At 63.7% G+C, this 17,542-nt stretch carries 16 protein-coding genes; 13 read left to right on the top strand and 3 right to left on the bottom strand.

Going from position 1 to position 17,542, the window contains the following annotated elements; translation table 11 throughout:
* Window positions 1–70: 70 nt before the first annotated feature.
* Both A0O30_RS18700 and A0O30_RS18695 read right to left on the bottom strand, forming a co-directional pair.
* Complete coding sequence (locus A0O30_RS18700) at window positions 71–1,267, bottom strand: amino acid aminotransferase (RefSeq protein ID WP_016713845.1); 1,197 nt, start codon at window positions 1,265–1,267, stop codon at window positions 71–73.
* Between the two features lie 290 nt (window positions 1,268–1,557).
* The gene (locus tag A0O30_RS18695; protein WP_105947478.1) at window positions 1,558–2,583 is read right to left on the bottom strand and encodes an Ldh family oxidoreductase; all 1,026 of its coding nucleotides are present in this window, start codon (window positions 2,581–2,583) and stop codon (window positions 1,558–1,560) included.
* 143 nt (window positions 2,584–2,726) lie between these two features.
* Here A0O30_RS18695 and A0O30_RS18690 point away from each other — a divergent pair, with 143 nt between their 5' ends.
* The 11 genes from A0O30_RS18690 (at window position 2,727) to A0O30_RS18630 (ending at window position 15,455) form a co-directional block, all read left to right on the top strand.
* Window positions 2,727–3,599: a MurR/RpiR family transcriptional regulator gene (locus A0O30_RS18690; protein ID WP_016713843.1), complete on the top strand. Its 873-nt coding sequence runs from the start codon at window positions 2,727–2,729 to the stop codon at window positions 3,597–3,599.
* Window positions 3,600–3,621: 22 nt separating this feature from the next.
* Window positions 3,622–4,374 (top strand): transporter substrate-binding domain-containing protein, encoded by a 753-nt coding sequence (locus A0O30_RS18685; RefSeq protein WP_028698823.1) that lies wholly within the window; start codon window positions 3,622–3,624, stop codon window positions 4,372–4,374.
* A 171-nt stretch (window positions 4,375–4,545) separates the two neighbouring features.
* On the top strand, window positions 4,546–5,265 hold the full coding sequence (locus A0O30_RS18680) for an ABC transporter permease (protein ID WP_016713841.1): 720 nt from the start codon (window positions 4,546–4,548) through the stop codon (window positions 5,263–5,265).
* Window positions 5,262–5,972 (top strand): ABC transporter permease, encoded by a 711-nt coding sequence (locus A0O30_RS18675; RefSeq protein WP_105947477.1) that lies wholly within the window; start codon window positions 5,262–5,264, stop codon window positions 5,970–5,972. Before A0O30_RS18680 ends, A0O30_RS18675 begins: the two co-directional genes overlap by 4 nt.
* A gap of 16 nt (window positions 5,973–5,988) precedes the next feature.
* Entirely contained in the window at window positions 5,989–7,233 is a 1,245-nt protein-coding gene (locus A0O30_RS18670) for an FAD-binding oxidoreductase (protein ID WP_105947476.1), read from the top strand.
* A gap of 22 nt (window positions 7,234–7,255) precedes the next feature.
* Entirely contained in the window at window positions 7,256–8,038 is a 783-nt protein-coding gene (locus tag A0O30_RS18665; protein WP_105947475.1) for an amino acid ABC transporter ATP-binding protein, read from the top strand.
* A 465-nt stretch (window positions 8,039–8,503) separates the two neighbouring features.
* Window positions 8,504–9,313 carry a gamma-glutamyl-gamma-aminobutyrate hydrolase family protein gene (locus A0O30_RS18655; protein WP_105947473.1) on the top strand — a complete coding sequence of 270 codons (810 nt, stop codon included), beginning with the start codon at window positions 8,504–8,506 and terminating at the stop codon, window positions 9,311–9,313.
* 375 nt (window positions 9,314–9,688) lie between these two features.
* Window positions 9,689–10,600 carry a 5-dehydro-4-deoxyglucarate dehydratase gene (gene kdgD, locus A0O30_RS18650; protein WP_016713836.1) on the top strand — a complete coding sequence of 304 codons (912 nt, stop codon included), beginning with the start codon at window positions 9,689–9,691 and terminating at the stop codon, window positions 10,598–10,600.
* 103 nt (window positions 10,601–10,703) lie between these two features.
* A complete protein-coding gene (locus A0O30_RS18645; RefSeq protein ID WP_060494126.1) occupies window positions 10,704–12,068 on the top strand; it encodes an MFS transporter in 1,365 nt (454 codons plus the stop codon).
* A 78-nt stretch (window positions 12,069–12,146) separates the two neighbouring features.
* The gene (gene garD / locus A0O30_RS18640) at window positions 12,147–13,700 is read left to right on the top strand and encodes a galactarate dehydratase (protein ID WP_105947472.1); all 1,554 of its coding nucleotides are present in this window, start codon (window positions 12,147–12,149) and stop codon (window positions 13,698–13,700) included.
* 174 nt (window positions 13,701–13,874) lie between these two features.
* Window positions 13,875–15,455, top strand: coding sequence for an aldehyde dehydrogenase (NADP(+)) (locus tag A0O30_RS18630; RefSeq protein WP_105947470.1), 1,581 nt, complete (start codon window positions 13,875–13,877; stop codon window positions 15,453–15,455).
* 74 nt (window positions 15,456–15,529) lie between these two features.
* Here the strand turns inward: A0O30_RS18630 and A0O30_RS18625 are convergent, their stop codons facing one another.
* Window positions 15,530–16,279 carry a FadR/GntR family transcriptional regulator gene (locus A0O30_RS18625; RefSeq protein ID WP_027608907.1) on the bottom strand — a complete coding sequence of 250 codons (750 nt, stop codon included), beginning with the start codon at window positions 16,277–16,279 and terminating at the stop codon, window positions 15,530–15,532.
* 185 nt (window positions 16,280–16,464) lie between these two features.
* Between A0O30_RS18625 and A0O30_RS18620 the strand changes: the two genes are divergently transcribed.
* The gene (locus A0O30_RS18620) at window positions 16,465–17,115 is read left to right on the top strand and encodes a DUF998 domain-containing protein (protein WP_105947469.1); all 651 of its coding nucleotides are present in this window, start codon (window positions 16,465–16,467) and stop codon (window positions 17,113–17,115) included.
* A 74-nt stretch (window positions 17,116–17,189) separates the two neighbouring features.
* Window positions 17,190–17,519, top strand: coding sequence for a hypothetical protein (locus tag A0O30_RS18615; RefSeq protein WP_105947468.1), 330 nt, complete (start codon window positions 17,190–17,192; stop codon window positions 17,517–17,519).
* Window positions 17,520–17,542: the final 23 nt, after the last annotated feature.

Genomic DNA, 17,542 nt, shown 5'->3' with positions numbered 1-17,542 from the left:
TAGAGCTTTGCGCGGTCGGTGTGGGAGCTGGCTTGCCGGCGATTGGGCTGCAACGCAGCCCCGTGCGGTACTACTTCTGAACGGCAGCGAACGCTTCGGCAACCCGTTGCAGGTTGGCCGGACGCAGGCCAGACATGCACACGCGGCCGCTGTCGATCAGGTACACGCCAAACTCGTCACGCAGGCGGCGCACTTGCTCGACGCTGAAGCCGGTGTAGCTGAACATGCCGCGCTGGCGCAGGAAGAACTGGAAGTCCTGGCCTGGCAGCAGCTTCGCCAGGGCATCGACCAGCGCCTGGCGCATGTCGAGGATACGCTTGCGCATCACTTCGACTTCTTCGGCCCATTGGGCATTGAGGCCGGCATCGCTCAGCACGCCAGCGACCAACTGGGCGCCGAAGTTGGGCGGGCTGGAATAGTTGCGGCGTACGGTGGCCTTGAGCTGGCCAAGGACGCTCTGGGCAGTGGCGTCGTCGTCGCACACCACCGACAAACCCCCTACCCGCTCGCCGTACAGCGAGAAAATTTTCGAGAACGAGTTGCTGACCAGGCACGGCACACCGGCACGGGCCATTTCGCGGATGGCGTAGGCGTCTTCCACCAGGCCTTCGGCGAAGCCCTGGTAGGCGATGTCGAGGAACGGGATCAGTTGGCGTGCCTTGACCACTTCAACCACTTGTTGCCACTGGTGTTGCTCCAGGTCGGCGCCGGTGGGGTTGTGGCAGCACGGGTGCAGCAGTACCACGCTGTTGGCCGGCAGGGTCTGCAGGGTGGCCAGCATGCCGTCGAAGTCCACGCCACGGGTGGCCTGGTCGAAGTACGGGTAGGTGTGCACCTTGAAGCCGGCGCCTTCGAAGATGGCGCGGTGGTTGTCCCAGGTCGGGTTGCTGACCCAGACTTCGGACTGCGGGAAATAGCGCTTGAGGAAGTCGGCACCGACTTTCAGGGCGCCGGAACCACCCACGGTCTGCACGGTGGCCACACGGCCGCCGGTCACAGCCGGGTGATCGGCACCGAACAGCAGTGCCTGGATCGCCTGGCGGTAGCTGGCCAGGCCTTCCATCGGCAGGTACAGGGAAGCTTCGTGGTCCTGGCCGGCGATGCGTTTTTCCACCGCATCCACAGCCGCCAGTTGCGGCACCACGCCAGCCTCATCGTAATACAGGCCGATACTCAGGTTGACCTTGTCGGCGCGCGGGTCGGCCTTGAAGGTTTCCATCAACGAGAGGATCGGGTCGCCGGCATAGGCATCGACATGTTTGAACACAGCGTGCAGCTCCTTGGATCAGGACAGTACGAAAAGTCAGCGTTGAGCATACCCGGAGTGCGGGTTCAGGAACATCCACTATTGTGCAAGGTTGTCTATGCAACATTGCATGGCTGGAAGCCTGAAGCCAGCGCGCTCCCCCTGTAGGAGCGGCCTTGTGTCGCGAAAGGGCTGCGCAGCAGCCCCGGCATTATATGCACTTGCGCTGAAATCCTGGGGCCGCTCTGCGGCCCATCGCGACACAAGGCCGCTCCTACAGGGACCGCGTAGCGCCAACGCAATAGCGGCAATCAGCCAAGCAACTCTTTCAGGCCCTGCAACTCCTGCTCGGTCACCGCCACCCCCTCCTCCTCGGCCACCTCACGCTCGCGATAGCGCCGCTCACCCGGCATACGCGTCAGCCCCACCGCCTGCATCTGTTCCACCAACTCGCGACTACGCTGGGCAAACCGCTCGCCCTCGGCCTTGTGCGGGTCGATGACGATGATCAGCTGCCCCGTCCATGGCGTTTTCGCCCCGGGGTGCCCGGACCAGTCGAACTCCCAGGAGAAATGCCCGCCCGTCAGCGCCGCCGCCAGCAACTCGACCATCATCGACAGCGCCGAGCCCTTGTGCCCGCCAAACGGTAGCAAGGCGCCACCCTCCAGAATCGCCAGCGGGTCGGTGGTCGGCTCGCCGTTGGCATCCACACCCATGCCTTCCGGTAGTTGCTGGCCGGCACGCGCAGCAATCTGCACGTCACCGTGGGCCATGGCGCTGGTGGCCATGTCGAAGACGATCGGGTCGTGTTCGGCGCAAGGCGCAGCAAACGCGATGGGGTTGGTGCCGAACAGTGGCTTGCGGGCGCCATGCGGCACCACGCAGGTCATGCTGTTGACCACGCTCAGGGCCACCAGGCCCTCTTCGGCGAACGGCTCTACATCCGGCCACAGTGCCGCGAAGTGGTGCGAGTTGTGGATCGCCAGTACGGCAATGCCGGCATTGCGCGCCTTGGCCACCAGCAGCTCGCGGGCCGCAGCCAGCGCCGGCTGGGCGAAGCCGCCGGCTGCATCGACACTGACGTAGCCGGCAGCTACATCACTGACCTTCGGTATGGCCTGGCCGTCAACCCAGCCACTGGCCAGGGTCGAAACATACCCGGGCATGCGGAATACCCCATGGCTGTGCGCGCCATCGCGCTGGGCGCTGGCACAGTTGTAAGCCAGCACCCGAGCCACGCGCTCGCTGCAGCCATGGCGCTGGAAGATGGCCTGCAACAGGCCTTGCAGCTCGGTAAAAGGCACACGCACGACAGTGCCGGTAGAAGGTGCGGACATCTGAAGCTCCTTGTTGATTTTGGAATGGCTACAGCGTTGCAACGACAAAAACTTTCCTGCATGTGACAGCAATCTGTCAAATGTTGACTTGATGACAGAAAACATTCATTTTCTTCCCCAAGCCTTACCCCTGGAGCCACAGCATGAGCCAACCGATCAAGCAACGCCTGGAAAACAGCCTCGAAGGGGCCGCTGCCTCGGGCCGCAAGATCGCCACCTACATGCTTGCCAACCTGCACGAACTGCCGTTCCAGACTTCGGCCAGCATCGCCGCCAAGCTGGGCGTCAGCGAATCCAGCGTCGGGCGCTTCTGCCGCTCACTGGGTTATGCCCACCTCAAGGCTTTAAAACAAGACCTGCAGAACGACCTGGGCGACGGCCCGTGGCTGGTGGGTGACCGCTTGCAAGATTACCGCCAGAACCAGGACGCCAGCGACAACGCCGGCAGCCTGGAGCTGGAGATCGCCGCCCTGGTGCGCGTGCACGAATACCGCCAGAGCCCGGCCTGGCACAGCGTGGCGCAACGCCTGGCCAGCAAGCCACGGGTGTTCATCGCCGGCTTCCAGACCGAGCGCGGCGTGGCCATGTGCATGAGCCACTTGCTGCAATACCTGCGCGATGGCGTGCAACTGGTCGATATCAGCGCCGGGCACTTCGGCGAAGTGTTGCTGGGCCGCGCCGAAGACAGCGCCCTGGTGGTGTTCGAAGCGCGCCGTTATTCCCGCCATGCCTTGATGCTGTGCCAGAAGGCGCGCGAGGCGGGCATCGCGGTCACCCTGGTGACCGACACCTTCTGTGACTGGGCCGATGCCAACGCCGACGAGGTGTTCCGCATCCCCACCGAGTTCAATCTGTTCTGGGAATCCACCTCGACGATGCTGTCGTGGGTTCACCTGATGGTCAACGAGGTCTGCAAGAAACTCGGGCCTGATGTTGAAAAACGCTTGGAAGCGACTGCCGCTCTACATAACGAGTTCGTCGGCTACACCTCGTGGTCGGCGGGCAAACAACAATAGCAAGAGTGCAATGAGGTGCGAGATGAACAAGACCATGGCCTTGGTGGGTGCGTGTGCCCTGCTGCTGACGGGTGCCGCCAGTGCCGAAACCCTGCGTTTTGCCACCGAGGGCGCCTACCCGCCCTTCAACTATGTCGATGCCGATAACAAACTGCACGGCTTCGACATCGACATCACCCACGCCCTGTGCGAACAGATGAAAGTCGAGTGCACGCTGGTGGCCCAGGACTGGGAAGGCATCATCCCGGCCCTGATGGCCCGCAAGTACGACGCTATTGTCGCCTCGATGATCGACACCGAAGAACGTCGCAAGAAAATCGCCTTCACCGACCATTACTACCGCACCCCGCTGACCGTCGCCGTCGCCAAGGACAGCAAGATCGACAGCGCTCAGACCGACTTCGTCGGCTACACCGTCGGCGCCCAGTCGTCGTCCACCCAGGCCATCTACGCCGAAGACGTGTATGGCAAGGCCGGTGCCGACGTGAAGCTGTACCCGACCATGGACGAAGCCAACGCCGACCTGGCCGCCGGGCGCCTGGACGGGGTGATTGCCGACAAATTCCCGCTGCACGAGTGGATGACCAAGAACGGCGGGGATTGCTGCAAGATCCTCGGCGACGTGGCAAACACCAAAGCCGATGCTGCCATTGCCGTGCGCAAGGACGACGAGGCCCTGCGCCAGCGCCTGAACGTTGCACTGCAACAGATCGTGGCCAACGGCACCTACCAGAAGATCGCCAGCAAGTACTTCGCTTTCGATATCTACAACTGATCTTCAGGAAGTATTGCGAAATCCCTGTGGGAGCGGCGTTGCGTCGCGATAGGGCCGCGTAGCGGCCCCGATAATCTCTGCAGTTGCATAAATCCTGGGGCCGCTACGCAGCCCTTTCGCGACGCAAGGCCGCTCCCACAAAGGCCGCATAACCTGCCCAAGAGGTTCGTCATGCTCGATCAATTGTCCTTGCTGTCCTTCGCCAGCGGAGGCTGGGGCCAGGCGCTGCTGGCCGGCGCGCTGGTTACCGTTTCGCTGGCCTTGGCCTGCCTGCCCATCGGCCTGCCGCTGGGCCTGGTAGTTGCCTTGGCCGCACGCTCGCGCAAACGCCTGCCACGAGCCTGGGCCACCACGTTCTCTACCGTGTTCCGCGGCCTGCCAGAGCTGCTGACGTTGCTGATCATTTATTACGGCTGCCAGATCGCCGCGCAGAAGATCCTTGCCGCCATGGGCTACGAGGGTGAGTTCCTGATCAACACCTTCCTTGCCGCGATGATTGCCTTCAGCCTGGTGTTCGCCGCGTTTTCCAGCGAAATCTGGCTCGCAGCCTTCAAGACCCTGCCCAAAGGCCAGCTGGAAGCCTGCTCGGCACTGGGCCTGAGCAAGCGCACCGGCTTCTTCAAGGTGCTGCTGCCGCAACTGACCCGCATCGCCCTGCCCGGCTTGTCGAACAACTGGCTGTCGCTGCTCAAGGACACCTCGCTGGTGTCGACCATTTCGCTGGTCGACCTGATGCGCCAGACCAACCTGGCGGTCAGCGTGACCAAGGAGCCGATGTTCTTCTACGGCGTCGCCTGCCTGGGTTACCTGCTGTTCGCGGCACTTTCCGGGCGCGTGTTCGCCTACATCGAACGGCGCAGCAACCGCCACCTGCAAGGAGCACGCGCATGAGCTTCGATCAACTGCTGGCACTGGTGCTCGACCCCGACCTGCTGGAGCGCTACGGCCCGCGCTTTCTCGATGGCCTGCTGGTAACCGCCAAGCTGGTGGCCATTTCCTTCAGCCTGGGCGCCGTGCTCGGCCTGTTGCTGGCCCTGGCACGCATGTCGCGCAGCCTGGTACTGCAGCGCATGGCCGCCGGTTACGTGTACTTCTTCCGTGGTTCGCCGCTGCTGGCCCAACTGTTCCTGCTGTATTACGGCCTGGGCTCGCTCAAGGGCTTCTGGCAGGACGTGGGCCTGTGGTGGTTCTTCCGCGAGGCGTGGTTCTGCACCTTGCTGGCATTCACCCTGAACACCGCCGCCTACCAGGCCGAGATCTTCCGCGGCAGCCTGATGGCCGTGGCCCCCGGCCAGCATGAGGCAGCCCGGGCGCTGAACCTGAAACGCTCGACCACCTTCTTCAAGGTGATCCTGCCGCAGTCGCTGCTGGTGGCCATCGGCCCGCTGGGCAACGAACTGATCCTGATGATCAAGGCCAGCGCGATTGCCTCGCTGGTGACCATCTACGACCTCATGGGCGTGACCAAACTGGCCTTCTCGCGCAGTTTCGACTTCCAGATCTACCTGTGGGCCGCTGTGCTCTACCTGGTGATCGTGGAACTGGTGCGGCGCCTGCTGAAACACCTGGAAGCCCGCCTGGGCCGCCACCTGAACTGACCGAAGGATACGTTCCATGCATTGCCAGACCCTTGTCCTCGGCGCCGGCATCGTCGGCGTCAGCACCGCGCTGCACCTGCAGGCCCGCGGGCGCCAGGTGATCCTGATCGACCGCGACGAACCGGGCAGCGGTACCAGCCACGGCAACGCCGGGTTGATCGAGCGCTCCAGCGTCATCCCCTATGCCTTTCCCCGGCAACTGGGCGCATTGCTGCGCTACGGCCTGAACCGCCAGCCCGATGTGCGCTACAGCCTGGCGCACCTGCCCAAGGCCGCGCCGTGGCTGTGGCGCTACTGGCGTCAGTCAGCCCCTGGGCGGCTGGCCGGTGCCGCCGCTGACATGCTGCCGCTGGTGCAGCGCTGCGTCGAAGAACACGACGCGCTCATCGCTGCTGCCGGCCTTGAAGGGCTGGTGCAGGCCAAAGGCTGGATCGAAGTGTTCCGCGACCCGGCCCTGTTCGAGCAGGCCAAGGCCGACGCCAAGGGCCTGAGCCGCTATGGCTTGCAATTTGAAATCCTTGAATGCGGGCAACTGCAGGCCCGCGAGCACCAGCTGGACGCCACCGTGGTCGGCGGCATTCACTGGCTCGACCCGAAGACCGTGAACAACCCCGGCGCCCTCACCCGTGGCTACGCGGCGCTGTTCCAGCAACGCGGCGGGCAGTTCCTGCATGGTGATGCACGCAGCCTGCGCCAGGCCAACGGCCAATGGCGGGTCGAGAGCCGCCGCGGCCCGATTACCGCCGACGAAGTGGTGGCCTGCCTCGGCCCACAATCGGCCGACCTGTTCAGCGGCCTGGGCTACCAGATCCCGCTGGCGATCAAGCGCGGTTACCACATGCACTACAGCACCCGTGACGGCGCGCAACTGGAGCATTCCATTTGCGATACCCAGGGCGGCTACGTGCTGGCACCGATGGCGCGCGGCGTGCGCCTGACCACAGGCATCGAGTTCGACGCAGCCAGCGCGCCCGGTAACCAGATCCAGCTGGGCCGCTGCGAGGCCCTGGCGCGCAAGCTGTTCCCGGCCTTGGGCGAACGCCTCGATGACACGCCGTGGCTGGGCCGTCGCCCGTGCCTGCCCGACATGCGCCCGGTGATCGGCCCGGCACCGCGCCACCCGGGGCTGTGGTTCAACTTCGGCCACGCCCACCACGGGCTCACCCTGGGCCCGGTCAGCGGTCGGCTGGTGGCCGAGCTGATCACCGGCGAACACCCCTTCACCGACCCCGCGCCCTACAGCGCGACCCGTTTCGACTGAACCCACGCGGGAGAAAAACAACATGACCGCACCACTGAGCCTTGCCAGCCTTGCCCCCGAGCCCGACCCACGCCAGGTGCTGATCCGCATCGAAGGCCTGAACAAGCACTACGGCGCGTACCACGTGCTGCACGACATCGACCTGCAGGTGCGCGAAGGCGAACGCATCGTGCTGTGCGGGCCGTCCGGCTCGGGCAAATCGACGCTGATCCGCTGCATCAACCGCCTGGAGGTGGCCCAGCAGGGCAGCATCAAGGTCGACGGCATCGACCTCGCCGCCACCACCCGTGAAGCGGCGCAGGTGCGCAGCGATATCGGCATGGTGTTCCAGCATTTCAACCTGTTCCCGCACATGAGCGTATTGGACAACTGCCTGCTGGCCCCTACCAGCGTGCGCGGGCTGTCGCGCAAGGACGCCGAGGAACGGGCGCGCATGTACCTGAAGAAGGTGGGTATCGAAAGCCAGGCGCACAAGTATCCCAGCCAGCTATCCGGTGGCCAGCAGCAGCGCGTGGCGATCGCCCGGGCGCTGTGCATGAAGCCGAGGATCATGCTGTTTGACGAGCCAACCTCCGCACTGGACCCGGAAATGGTCGCCGAAGTGCTGGATGTGCTGGTGCAACTGGCCGGCACCGGCATGACCATGCTGTGCGTCACTCATGAAATGGGCTTTGCCCGGCAAGTGGCCGAGCGGGTGCTGTTCCTGGAGGGTGGGCATATCATCGAGGACAGCCCGCCGCAGGTGTTCTTCAACCAGCCGCGCACCGACCGGGCCAAGGCGTTTCTGGCGCAGATACTGCACTAAGTGGAGCCTGGTGCTGAACATGTGGGAGCGGCCTTGTGTCGCGAGAGGGCTGCACAGCAGCCCCAGTAATATATGCATTAGTGCTGAAATCCGGGGGCCGCTTTGCGGCCCTTTCGCGACACAAGGCCGCTCCCACAAGGATCGCGCTTGCCTGAAGTGACTTGTTTATTGCGCCGCTGCAAAGACCCGACTGCATCGTTAAATATTATTGACCGACACCCCCGCCAAACCCACGCCGCTACAGGCCCGCATCGGTTTCAGCCCCCAAAAACCGGTGCATTCCCCGCGTTAAAGCCCTCTTCAGTCGTTTGACATATCGAACGGCTCTGGCAAGCTATCTACATGCCCCGACCGGAATCGTCGCCTCTGACGAGCCGGCAGTGCTCGGGGCTACAGGCTGCACCCAAGGCTCCGCGCCGTGCGCCTGCACAACAACGACAGGCTGAACCTGTCCCAAGGTGACATATGTCCAACAGCAACATTGGCAACAAGCAACCTTCCCTGCGCAAACCCGTCGTCCTGATGACCATGGGCAGCCAAGAGCGCAAAGGCCATGACTATCAGGTCATGACCCACAAATACATCACGCCGCTGGTCGAGTTCTCTGATTGCGTTCCGGTGCTGGTGCCCACCTGCTGCGGCACTGAAGACCTCGAGACCTACCTGGACATGGCCGACGGCGTGTACCTGACCGGCGCTGGCAGCAACATCGACCCGGCCCTGTACGGCCAGGAAAACCAGACCCCAGGCAAAGGCCAGGACCAGAACCGCGACCTGTTCGACATCCCGCTGGTCAAGGCGGCGATCAAGCGTGGCCTGCCAATCTTCGGCATTTGCCGTGGCATGCAGGAAATCAACGTCGCCCTGGGCGGCGACATCTACCAGAAGGTGTACGCCGAGCCGGGCTTCAACGACCACCGGGAAAACCCGGAAGACCCGGTTGAAGTGCAATACGCTCAGGTTCATGGCGTGAAAATCCAGCCAGGCAGCTGGCTGCAGGACACCCTGGGTACCGACGAGATTCGCGTCAACTCGTTGCATGGCCAAGGTCTGCGCAAGCTCGGCGCCGGCATCGAAGCCATCGCCCACGCCGAAGATGGCCTGGTCGAGGCCATTCACGCCCCGAGCATTTCGCCGTTCCTGTTCGCCGTGCAGTGGCACCCGGAGTGGCAAGCGGCGAAAAACCCTGATTCGATCAAGATCTTCCAGGCATTCGGCGATGCTTGCCGTGCCCAGGTACGCAAGGCGCAGGTCAAGCGCCAGCACGCTGCCTGACCTACCGTTTCCTCTGCTTTGATCGCGGGGCGGCGCAAGGCCGCCCCCGTTTCCCCGGTCACCCTCTGCTGGTCCCAGAACACTTCCCGTGGATGCGGGCGGCGGGCTTGTGCCTGTCTCCGCGATCGTTTTTCCCTTCCTCGCCAAGAGATACGATGACCGCTAAGCAGTAGTCGTCAGATCTTCTGCGCCTGCGAGATCGAGCGCCGCGCGGGCGGCGCTCGATATCTGCACCACCACAAACCTTGAACCGATCACCTGTGCGCCCTCATAAAAATTTCCGCAAAGGGACTAGTCATCGCACTAGTTGTACGATAACTTACCTCCAACACAGAACAACACCCTTCACCCAAGCGCCACAGGATGCCTACAACAATGACTCCACAAGAACTGAAATCCATCCTCTCCCACGGCCTGCTGTCTTTCCCGGTCACCGACTTCAACGCCCAGGGCGATTTCAACCAGGCTGGCTACATCAAACGCCTGGAATGGCTGGCCCCGTATGGCGCCAGTGCCCTGTTCGCCGCTGGCGGCACCGGTGAGTTCTTCTCCCTGGCTGCCAGCGAATACAGCCAGGTGATCAAAACCGCCGTCGACACCTGTGCCACTTCGGTACCGATCCTCGCCGGCGTGGGTGGCTCCACCCGCCAGGCCATCGAATACGCCCAGGAAGCCGAGCGCCTGGGTGCCAAGGGCCTGCTGCTGCTGCCGCACTACCTGACCGAAGCCAGCCAGGATGGCGTTGCCGCCCACGTTGAAGCGGTGTGCAAATCGGTAAAAATCGGCGTGGTGGTCTACAACCGCAACGTCTGCCGCCTGAACGCCGACCTGCTGGAAAAACTGGCCGAGCGCTGCCCGAACCTGATCGGTTACAAGGACGGCCTGGGTGATATCGAGCTGATGGTGTCGATCCGTCGCCGTCTGGGCGACCGCTTCAGCTACCTGGGTGGCCTGCCGACCGCCGAAGTGTATGCTGCTGCCTACAAGGCCCTGGGCGTACCGGTGTACTCGTCCGCCGTGTTCAACTTCGTGCCGAAGACCGCCATGGACTTCTACAACGCCATCGCCCGTGACGACCACGCCGCCGTGGCCAAGCTGATCGACGATTTCTTCCTGCCGTACCTGGACATCCGTAACCGCAAAGCCGGCTACGCCGTCAGCATCGTCAAGGCCGGCGCCAAAATTGCCGGTTACGACGCAGGCCCGGTGCGCACGCCGCTGACCGACCTGACTGCCGAAGAGTACGAAATGCTCGCTGCCCTGATGGACAAGATGGGTCCGCAATAAGCGACCCCCTGCGGCCTGCCCTTGCCGCACCCGGAGTGGGAAGCCCCACTCCGGTTACAATTCGTGAGCCCGCACAAAAATAACTAGTGGGAGTATTACCAGCATGCAAGCGACTAAGAAGACGCATGTGCGCTACCTGATCCTGTTCATGCTGTTTCTGGTGACCACGATCAACTATGCCGACCGCGCTACCATTGCAATCGCAGGCTCCAGCCTGCAGAAAGACCTCGGCATTGACGCCGTAACCCTCGGTTATATCTTCTCCGCCTTCGGATGGGCTTACGTGGCTGGCCAGATTCCTGGTGGCTGGCTGCTCGATCGTTTCGGTTCCAAGAACGTCTACGCCTTCAGCATCTTCACCTGGTCGCTGTTCACCCTGCTGCAGGGTTTTGTCGGTGGCCTGCCGGTTGCCTGGGCCGTAGTGACCCTCTTCACCCTGCGCTTCCTGGTTGGCTTCGCCGAAGCCCCGTCGTTCCCGGGTAACGCGCGCATCGTCGCCGCCTGGTTCCCCACACAGGAACGGGGCACGGCCTCGGCCATCTTCAACTCGGCACAGTACTTCGCCACCGCACTGTTCGCTCCGATCATGGGCTGGATCGTGTTCAGCTTCGGCTGGGAGCATGTGTTCGTGGTCATGGGCGCACTGGGCATCGTGTTCTCCATGGTATGGCTGAAGACCATCCACAACCCGCGCCAACACCCCCGCATCAGCCAAAGCGAGCTTGAACACATCGAGCAGAACGGCGGCCTGGTGGACATGGACCAGAAGCGCGGCAACGACGGCCCGAAATGGGGCTACATCAAGCAACTGCTGACCAGCCGCATGCTGCTGGGCGTGTACCTGGGCCAATACTGCATCAACGCCATCACCTACTTCTTCCTCACCTGGTTCCCGGTGTACCTGGTGCAGGAGCGCGGCATGACCATCCTCAAGGCGGGCTTCATCGCTTCGCTGCCAGCGGTCTGCGGCTTCATTGGTGGTGTGCTGGGTGGCGTGATCTCGGACTGGCTGCTGCGCCGGGGCAACTCGCTGACCTTCTCGCGCAAACTGCCGATCGTCTGCGGCCTGTTGCTGTCGACCACCATGGTGTTCTGCAACTACGTCGACGCCGAATGGATGGTGGTCGGTTTCATGACCCTGGCGTTCTTCGGCAAAGGCATCGGCGCGCTGGGCTGGGCGGTGGTGGCAGACACCTCGCCCAAGCAGATCGCCGGGCTGTCTGGCGGCCTGTTCAACACCTTCGGCAACATCGCTTCGATCACCACCCCTATCGTGATCGGCTACATCATCAGCGCCACCGGCTCGTTCAAGTGGGCGCTGGTATATGTAGGTGCCAACGCCCTGGTGGCCGTGTTCAGCTACCTGGTGATCGTCGGCCCGATCAAGCGTATCGAGCTGCGCGACGATGCCCCAAAGCCACAGGCTGAGCCTGCCGCCAACGGCGAACTGGCCAGCTCGCGCCACTGAGTGAACACGCCCGCGCCGGGTTACCCGGTGCGGGCGGATGTACAAAAAGCCTGAGAACCTGACAAGTAGGGCCAAAACATGCAGTTGATCGAACATTCCGACTCGCCCCGCTACGTCCGCCTGCACGACGACGATAATGTCGTGGTGGTTGTAAACGACGGCGGCCTGGGCGAAGGCGCCCGCTTCGCCGACGGCCTGACCCTGATCGAAGGCGTGCCGCAAAGCCACAAGGTGGCCACCGTGGCCATCGCCAAGGGCGAACCCGTGCGCCGCTATGGGCAAATCATCGGCTACGCGCTGGAAGACCTGCGCCAGGGCAGCTGGGTGCAGGAAAGCCAGCTGGCCATGCCGGCCGCCCCCGAGCTGGACAGCCTGCCGCGCTGTGACGCTGTCCCACAGCCTTTGCCCCCCCTTGAGGGTTTCACCTTCGAAGGCTACCGCAACGCAGACGGCACCGTCGGTACCCGCAACATCCTCGGTATCACCACCACCGTGCAATGCGTAACCGGCGTGCTGGAGCATGCGGTCAAGCGCATTCGCAGCGAACTGCTGCCCAAGTACCCCAACGTCGACGACGTTGTGGCCATCACCCACAGCTACGGCTGCGGCGTGGCCATCAACGCACGCGACGCCTACATCCCGATCCGCACCGTGCGCAACCTGGCGCGCAACCCCAACCTGGGCGGCGAGGCGCTGGTCATCAGCCTGGGCTGCGAAAAACTGCAGGCCGGCCAGGTGATGCACGACAACGACCCGTCGGTGGACCTCAGCGACCCGTGGCTGTACCGCCTGCAGGACGCCAGCCTGGGCTTTGTGGAAATGATCGAACAGATCATGGAACTGGCCGAAACCCGACTGAAGAAACTTGATCAGCGCCGACGCGAAACCGTACCCGTCAGCGAGCTGATCCTTGGCATGCAGTGCGGCGGCAGCGACGCCTTCTCGGGCATTACCGCCAACCCGGCACTGGGCTACGCGTCCGACCTGCTGGTACGCGCCGGCGCCACCGTGCTGTTCTCGGAAGTGACCGAGGTGCGCGACGCCATCTACATGCTGACCTCTCGCGCCGAAAACCAGGACGTCGCCGAAGCCCTGGTGCGCGAGATGGACTGGTACGACCGCTACTTGCAGCAAGGCGCCGCCGACCGCAGTGCCAATACCACGCCGGGCAACAAGAAAGGTGGCCTGTCCAATATCGTCGAGAAGTCGCTGGGTTCGATCGTCAAGTCCGGCAGCGGCGCCATCCAGGGCGTGCTTGGCCCTGGCGAGCGGGTAAACCGCAAAGGCCTGATCTTCTGCGCCACCCCGGCCAGCGACTTCGTGTGCGGCACCCTGCAACTGGCCGCTGGCATGAACCTGCACGTATTCACTACCGGCCGCGGTACCCCGTATGGCCTGGCCATGGCGCCGGTGGTCAAGGTATGCACCCGAAGCGAACTGGCGCAGCGCTGGCCCGACCTGATCGACATCGACGCCGGGCGCATCGCCACAGGCCGTTCGACCATCGAAGAGCTGGGTTGGGAGCTGTTCCATTACTACCTGGACGTGGCCAGCGGCCGCAAGCAGACCTGGGCCGAACAGCACCGGTTGCACAACGACATCACCCTGTTCAACCCGGCACCGATTACCTGATGCCGAGGGCTCACTTGATCGTAGAACGCACCTCCTTCCCTGTGGGAGCGGGCATGCCCGCGAACACCGGCAAAGCCGGTGCCATGCACCAAGTTGCCTGCTTCGCGGGCGCGCCCGCTCCCACAGGTCATGTGACAACCCGCCAGATTTACTCTCAACCTACAGGAGCACTCCATGCCTGAAATCCTCGGCCACAACTTCATCGCCGGCCAGCGTAGCGCCGCCGGCCAACAGCGCCTGCAGAGCCTGGACGCCAGCACTGGCGAGGCCCTGCCCTACAGCTTTGCCCAGGCCACTGAAACCGAAGTGGACCAGGCCGCCAAAGCCGCCGCCGCTGCCTTCGCCGAATTCCGCCAACTGGCCCCGGCGCGGCGCGCCGAATTCCTTGAAGCCATTGCCGCGGAACTGGACGAACTGGACGACGCCTTCGTCGCCATCGTCTGCCGCGAAACCGCCCTGCCCGCCGCCCGCATTCAAGGCGAGCGTGGCCGCACCAGCGGCCAGATGCGCCTGTTCGCCCAGGTGCTGCGCCGGGGTGACTTCCTCGGTGCCCGTATCGACCTGGCCCTGCCCGAGCGCCAGCCGCTGCCGCGCGTAGACCTGCGCCAGATGCGCATCGGCGTTGGCCCGGTCGCCGTGTTCGGCGCCAGCAACTTCCCGCTGGCCTTCTCCACCGCCGGTGGCGACACCGCCGCCGCCCTGGCTGCCGGTTGCCCGGTGGTGTTCAAGGCACACAGCGGCCACATGGCCACCGCCGACCTGGTCGGCTGCGCCATCGTGCGCGCCGCCGAGCGTACCGGCATGCCCAAGGGTGTGTTCAACATGGTATTCGGTGGCGGCGTGGGCGAGTGGCTGGTCAAGCACCCGGCCATCCAGGCTGTCGGCTTCACCGGTTCGCTCAAAGGTGGCGACGCCTTGTGCCGCATGGCTGCCGAGCGCCCGCAACCCATCCCTGTGTTCGCCGAGATGTCCAGCATCAACCCGGTGATCGTCCTTCCGGGCGCCCTCGCCAAACGTGGCGAGGCCATCGCCCGCGAACTGGCCGGCTCCGTGTGCATGGGCGCCGGCCAGTTCTGCACCAACCCAGGCATGGTCATCGGCTTGCAATCGCCTCAGTTCAGCCAACTGCTGGCCGACCTTGGCCAGCACCTGAACGCCCAGGCCGGCCAGACCATGCTCAACGCCGGCGGCCTGCGCAGCTACGTCGGCGGCCTGGAACACCTGCACGCCCACGCGGGTATCCAGCACCTGGCTGGCCAGCCACAGGAAGGCAGCCAGGCCCGCGCCCAGCTGTTCAAGGCCGACGCCAGCCTGCTGGTGAATGCCGACCCGCTGCTGCAGGAAGAAGTGTTCGGCCCAACCACCGTAGCGGTCGAAGTGCAGGACAACGACCAGCTGCGCGCCGCCCTGCTCGGCCTGCGTGGCCAGCTGACCGCGACGCTGATCGGTGAGCAGGAGGACTTCGAGGCCTTTGCCTGGCTGGTGCCGCTGCTGGAGGAGAAGGTCGGACGCATTCTGGTCAACGGTTACCCGACCGGTGTCGAAGTGTGTGATGCGATGGTCCACGGCGGGCCCTACCCGGCCACTTCGGATGCGCGCGGCACGTCGGTAGGTACCCTGGCCATCGACCGCTTCCTGCGACCGGTGTGCTACCAGAACTACCCGCAGGCGCTGCTGCCTGAAGCCCTGCGCGACGGCAACCCATTGGGTCTGCGCCGCCTGGTAAATGGTCAGTGGCGTGACGGGGCGATCTGAGTGATTGCCTGATACAAGAAAGCCCCGCGCATGGCGGGGCTTTCTTTTGGCAGTGTCCGCAGGCAAGAGAAATGTCAGGCCCCTTGCGCCTCAGCCTCTTCATGCACCTGACGCAAACGCTCCCGGCTATTGCTCAGGTGCATGCGCATGGCCATCTTCGCCCCTTCGCTGTCACGCCGGGCAATGGCTTCGTAGATCGCTTCGTGCTCATGCATCAACCGGCTCATGTAATGCGCCTGGTCATCATGGGCCAACCGCGCCGAATTCAGCCGGGTACGCGGGATGATGCTGGTACCCAGGTGGTTGATGATGTCGGCGAAGTAATGGTTGCCGCTGGCCTGTGCAATGCGCAGATGAAACTGGAAGTCTGCCGACACGGCATCGTTGGCATGGGCCGCCCCTTCGTTGAGTTCGTCCAGCGCCGCGCGCATGCCTGCAAGCTCTTCATCGCTGCGCCGCTGTGCCGCCAGGCCTGCCGACTCGATCTCAAGGGCAATGCGCAATTCCAGCACTGCCAGCACTTCACGCAGGGTGACCACGGTGGCCGGGTCGATGCGAAAGCCCCCTGTGGCCGGCGCGTCCAGCACGAAGGTGCCGATGCCATGACGGGTCTCGACCTGCCCGGCGGCCTGTAGCCGCGAGATCGCCTCACGCACCACGGTGCGGCTGACGCCCTCCTCAGCCATGATCTGCGATTCGGTCGGAAGCTTGTCGCCACGCTTGAGCTGGCCACTGCGAATGCGCTCGGTCAGCACCGTGACCAGTTCCTGGGCCAGACTACGCGGCTTGCGCCGGGTCCTTGCCTGTACCTGCTGCTCTGTCATTGCCCTGTGTTTCACCTTGAAAGACAGCGCTCATCATAGCGCATGCAGTTGTACGATCACATACACCCGGTGCGGTATTTATTGCGCATCCCTGTCGCCCCACCTCGGGAAAAGCTGGCCCAAAGCCAGTGCAAGCCTGTACTGTGCGCCTTTGCGCTCACTCATCCATGGAAGGAAGACCCGGCATGAAAGCCCACGACCGCCTGCTGCTCGCCAGCGGCCTGCTGATCCCCCTCTGGCTGCTGGCCGGTGTATGGCTCACTGCCCAAGCCTACCCCGGCTACGACCACCTGCAACAGGCCATGAGCCAACTCGGCGCCGTTGGCTCGCCAACCCATAGCTGGTCGCCACAGGTCAACAACTTCCCCTTGGCCGTACTGTTCGCACTGTTTGCCTGGGGCCTGGCGCGGCGCTGGCGTCACTCCAGACTTGCACTGCTGAGTGCGGGCCTGGTGCTGCTACACGGTGTCGGCAGCCTGGGCACCGGCTGGTTCCCCTGCGACCAGGGGTGCGCTCCGGCGCAGCCGTCCACCTCTCAGCAACTGCATAACCTGTCCGGCCTGCTGATGTTCCTCTCACTGACCCTGGCCAGCGCCTTGTGGGCCTGGCTGGGCAATCGCATTGCAGGTTCGCCCGCTCTGTCATTGTTCTCCCTGGCCTGCGTGGTACTCGCCATCGTTACCGTCGCGCTGATGGGCCAAGCGGTAGAAAGCGGCCAGTTGTTCGGCCTGTACCAACGCCTGAACTATGGCGTGTCGGTGATCTGGGTCGCCGGCCTGGCCTGGGCCAGCCTGCGCAAACCTGCCACCAGCCCGCTGCGCATGGCGGTGATCTGACGGCAAACTGCTGGCCCCCAGCCTTGAAAAGCGAAGGCAAACTTCCTTCCTCTTCAGATGCTTAGGACAGCAACATGCGAGTATTTCTAGCAACGTTGGCCGGTTGCCTGCTGGCCACGCTCGCTTTCGGCGCCCAAGCCCGGGCGCCAAGCCAGAATGATCGCCACACCTGCACCTGGGGGGCGCAGATAGCCGCCGAAGCCCAACAGGCCAAGCTTTCCGGGGTAACGCTGTATGCCACGCGAAAGAAGCTGCAGGTACGCAAATTCCCAAAACCGTGGATGCGCATGACCGCCTTCGGTATCACCGAGCAGACCTACAACAGCCGCTCGCGGCTAAAGCCGTCGGCAATCAGGCAGACTTACTATGAACAGTGCGTTCAGCACGCTATAGCAAGAAGATAATTTGTTATTTATCAAATGCTTAT

This window comes from Pseudomonas sp. LLC-1 (genome assembly GCF_002992185.1).
Classification (GTDB): domain Bacteria; phylum Pseudomonadota; class Gammaproteobacteria; order Pseudomonadales; family Pseudomonadaceae; genus Aquipseudomonas; species Aquipseudomonas monteilii.
Note: the sequence above shows the minus strand (reverse complement) of the source record. Positions and strands in the feature narration are given on the sequence as shown.

Coding starts and splice junctions, on each gene's coding strand:
- A0O30_RS18695 (WP_105947478.1), bottom strand. CDS start 2,583: ATGTCCGCACCTTCTACCGGCACTGTCGTGCGTGTGCCTTTTACCGAG.
- A0O30_RS18690 (WP_016713843.1), top strand. CDS start 2,727: ATGAGCCAACCGATCAAGCAACGCCTGGAAAACAGCCTCGAAGGGGCC.
- A0O30_RS18685 (WP_028698823.1), top strand. CDS start 3,622: ATGAACAAGACCATGGCCTTGGTGGGTGCGTGTGCCCTGCTGCTGACG.
- A0O30_RS18680 (WP_016713841.1), top strand. CDS start 4,546: ATGCTCGATCAATTGTCCTTGCTGTCCTTCGCCAGCGGAGGCTGGGGC.
- A0O30_RS18675 (WP_105947477.1), top strand. CDS start 5,262: ATGAGCTTCGATCAACTGCTGGCACTGGTGCTCGACCCCGACCTGCTG.
- A0O30_RS18670 (WP_105947476.1), top strand. CDS start 5,989: ATGCATTGCCAGACCCTTGTCCTCGGCGCCGGCATCGTCGGCGTCAGC.
- A0O30_RS18665 (WP_105947475.1), top strand. CDS start 7,256: ATGACCGCACCACTGAGCCTTGCCAGCCTTGCCCCCGAGCCCGACCCA.
- A0O30_RS18655 (WP_105947473.1), top strand. CDS start 8,504: ATGTCCAACAGCAACATTGGCAACAAGCAACCTTCCCTGCGCAAACCC.
- kdgD (WP_016713836.1), top strand. CDS start 9,689: ATGACTCCACAAGAACTGAAATCCATCCTCTCCCACGGCCTGCTGTCT.
- A0O30_RS18645 (WP_060494126.1), top strand. CDS start 10,704: ATGCAAGCGACTAAGAAGACGCATGTGCGCTACCTGATCCTGTTCATG.
- garD (WP_105947472.1), top strand. CDS start 12,147: ATGCAGTTGATCGAACATTCCGACTCGCCCCGCTACGTCCGCCTGCAC.
- A0O30_RS18630 (WP_105947470.1), top strand. CDS start 13,875: ATGCCTGAAATCCTCGGCCACAACTTCATCGCCGGCCAGCGTAGCGCC.
- A0O30_RS18625 (WP_027608907.1), bottom strand. CDS start 16,279: ATGACAGAGCAGCAGGTACAGGCAAGGACCCGGCGCAAGCCGCGTAGT.
- A0O30_RS18620 (WP_105947469.1), top strand. CDS start 16,465: ATGAAAGCCCACGACCGCCTGCTGCTCGCCAGCGGCCTGCTGATCCCC.
- A0O30_RS18615 (WP_105947468.1), top strand. CDS start 17,190: ATGCGAGTATTTCTAGCAACGTTGGCCGGTTGCCTGCTGGCCACGCTC.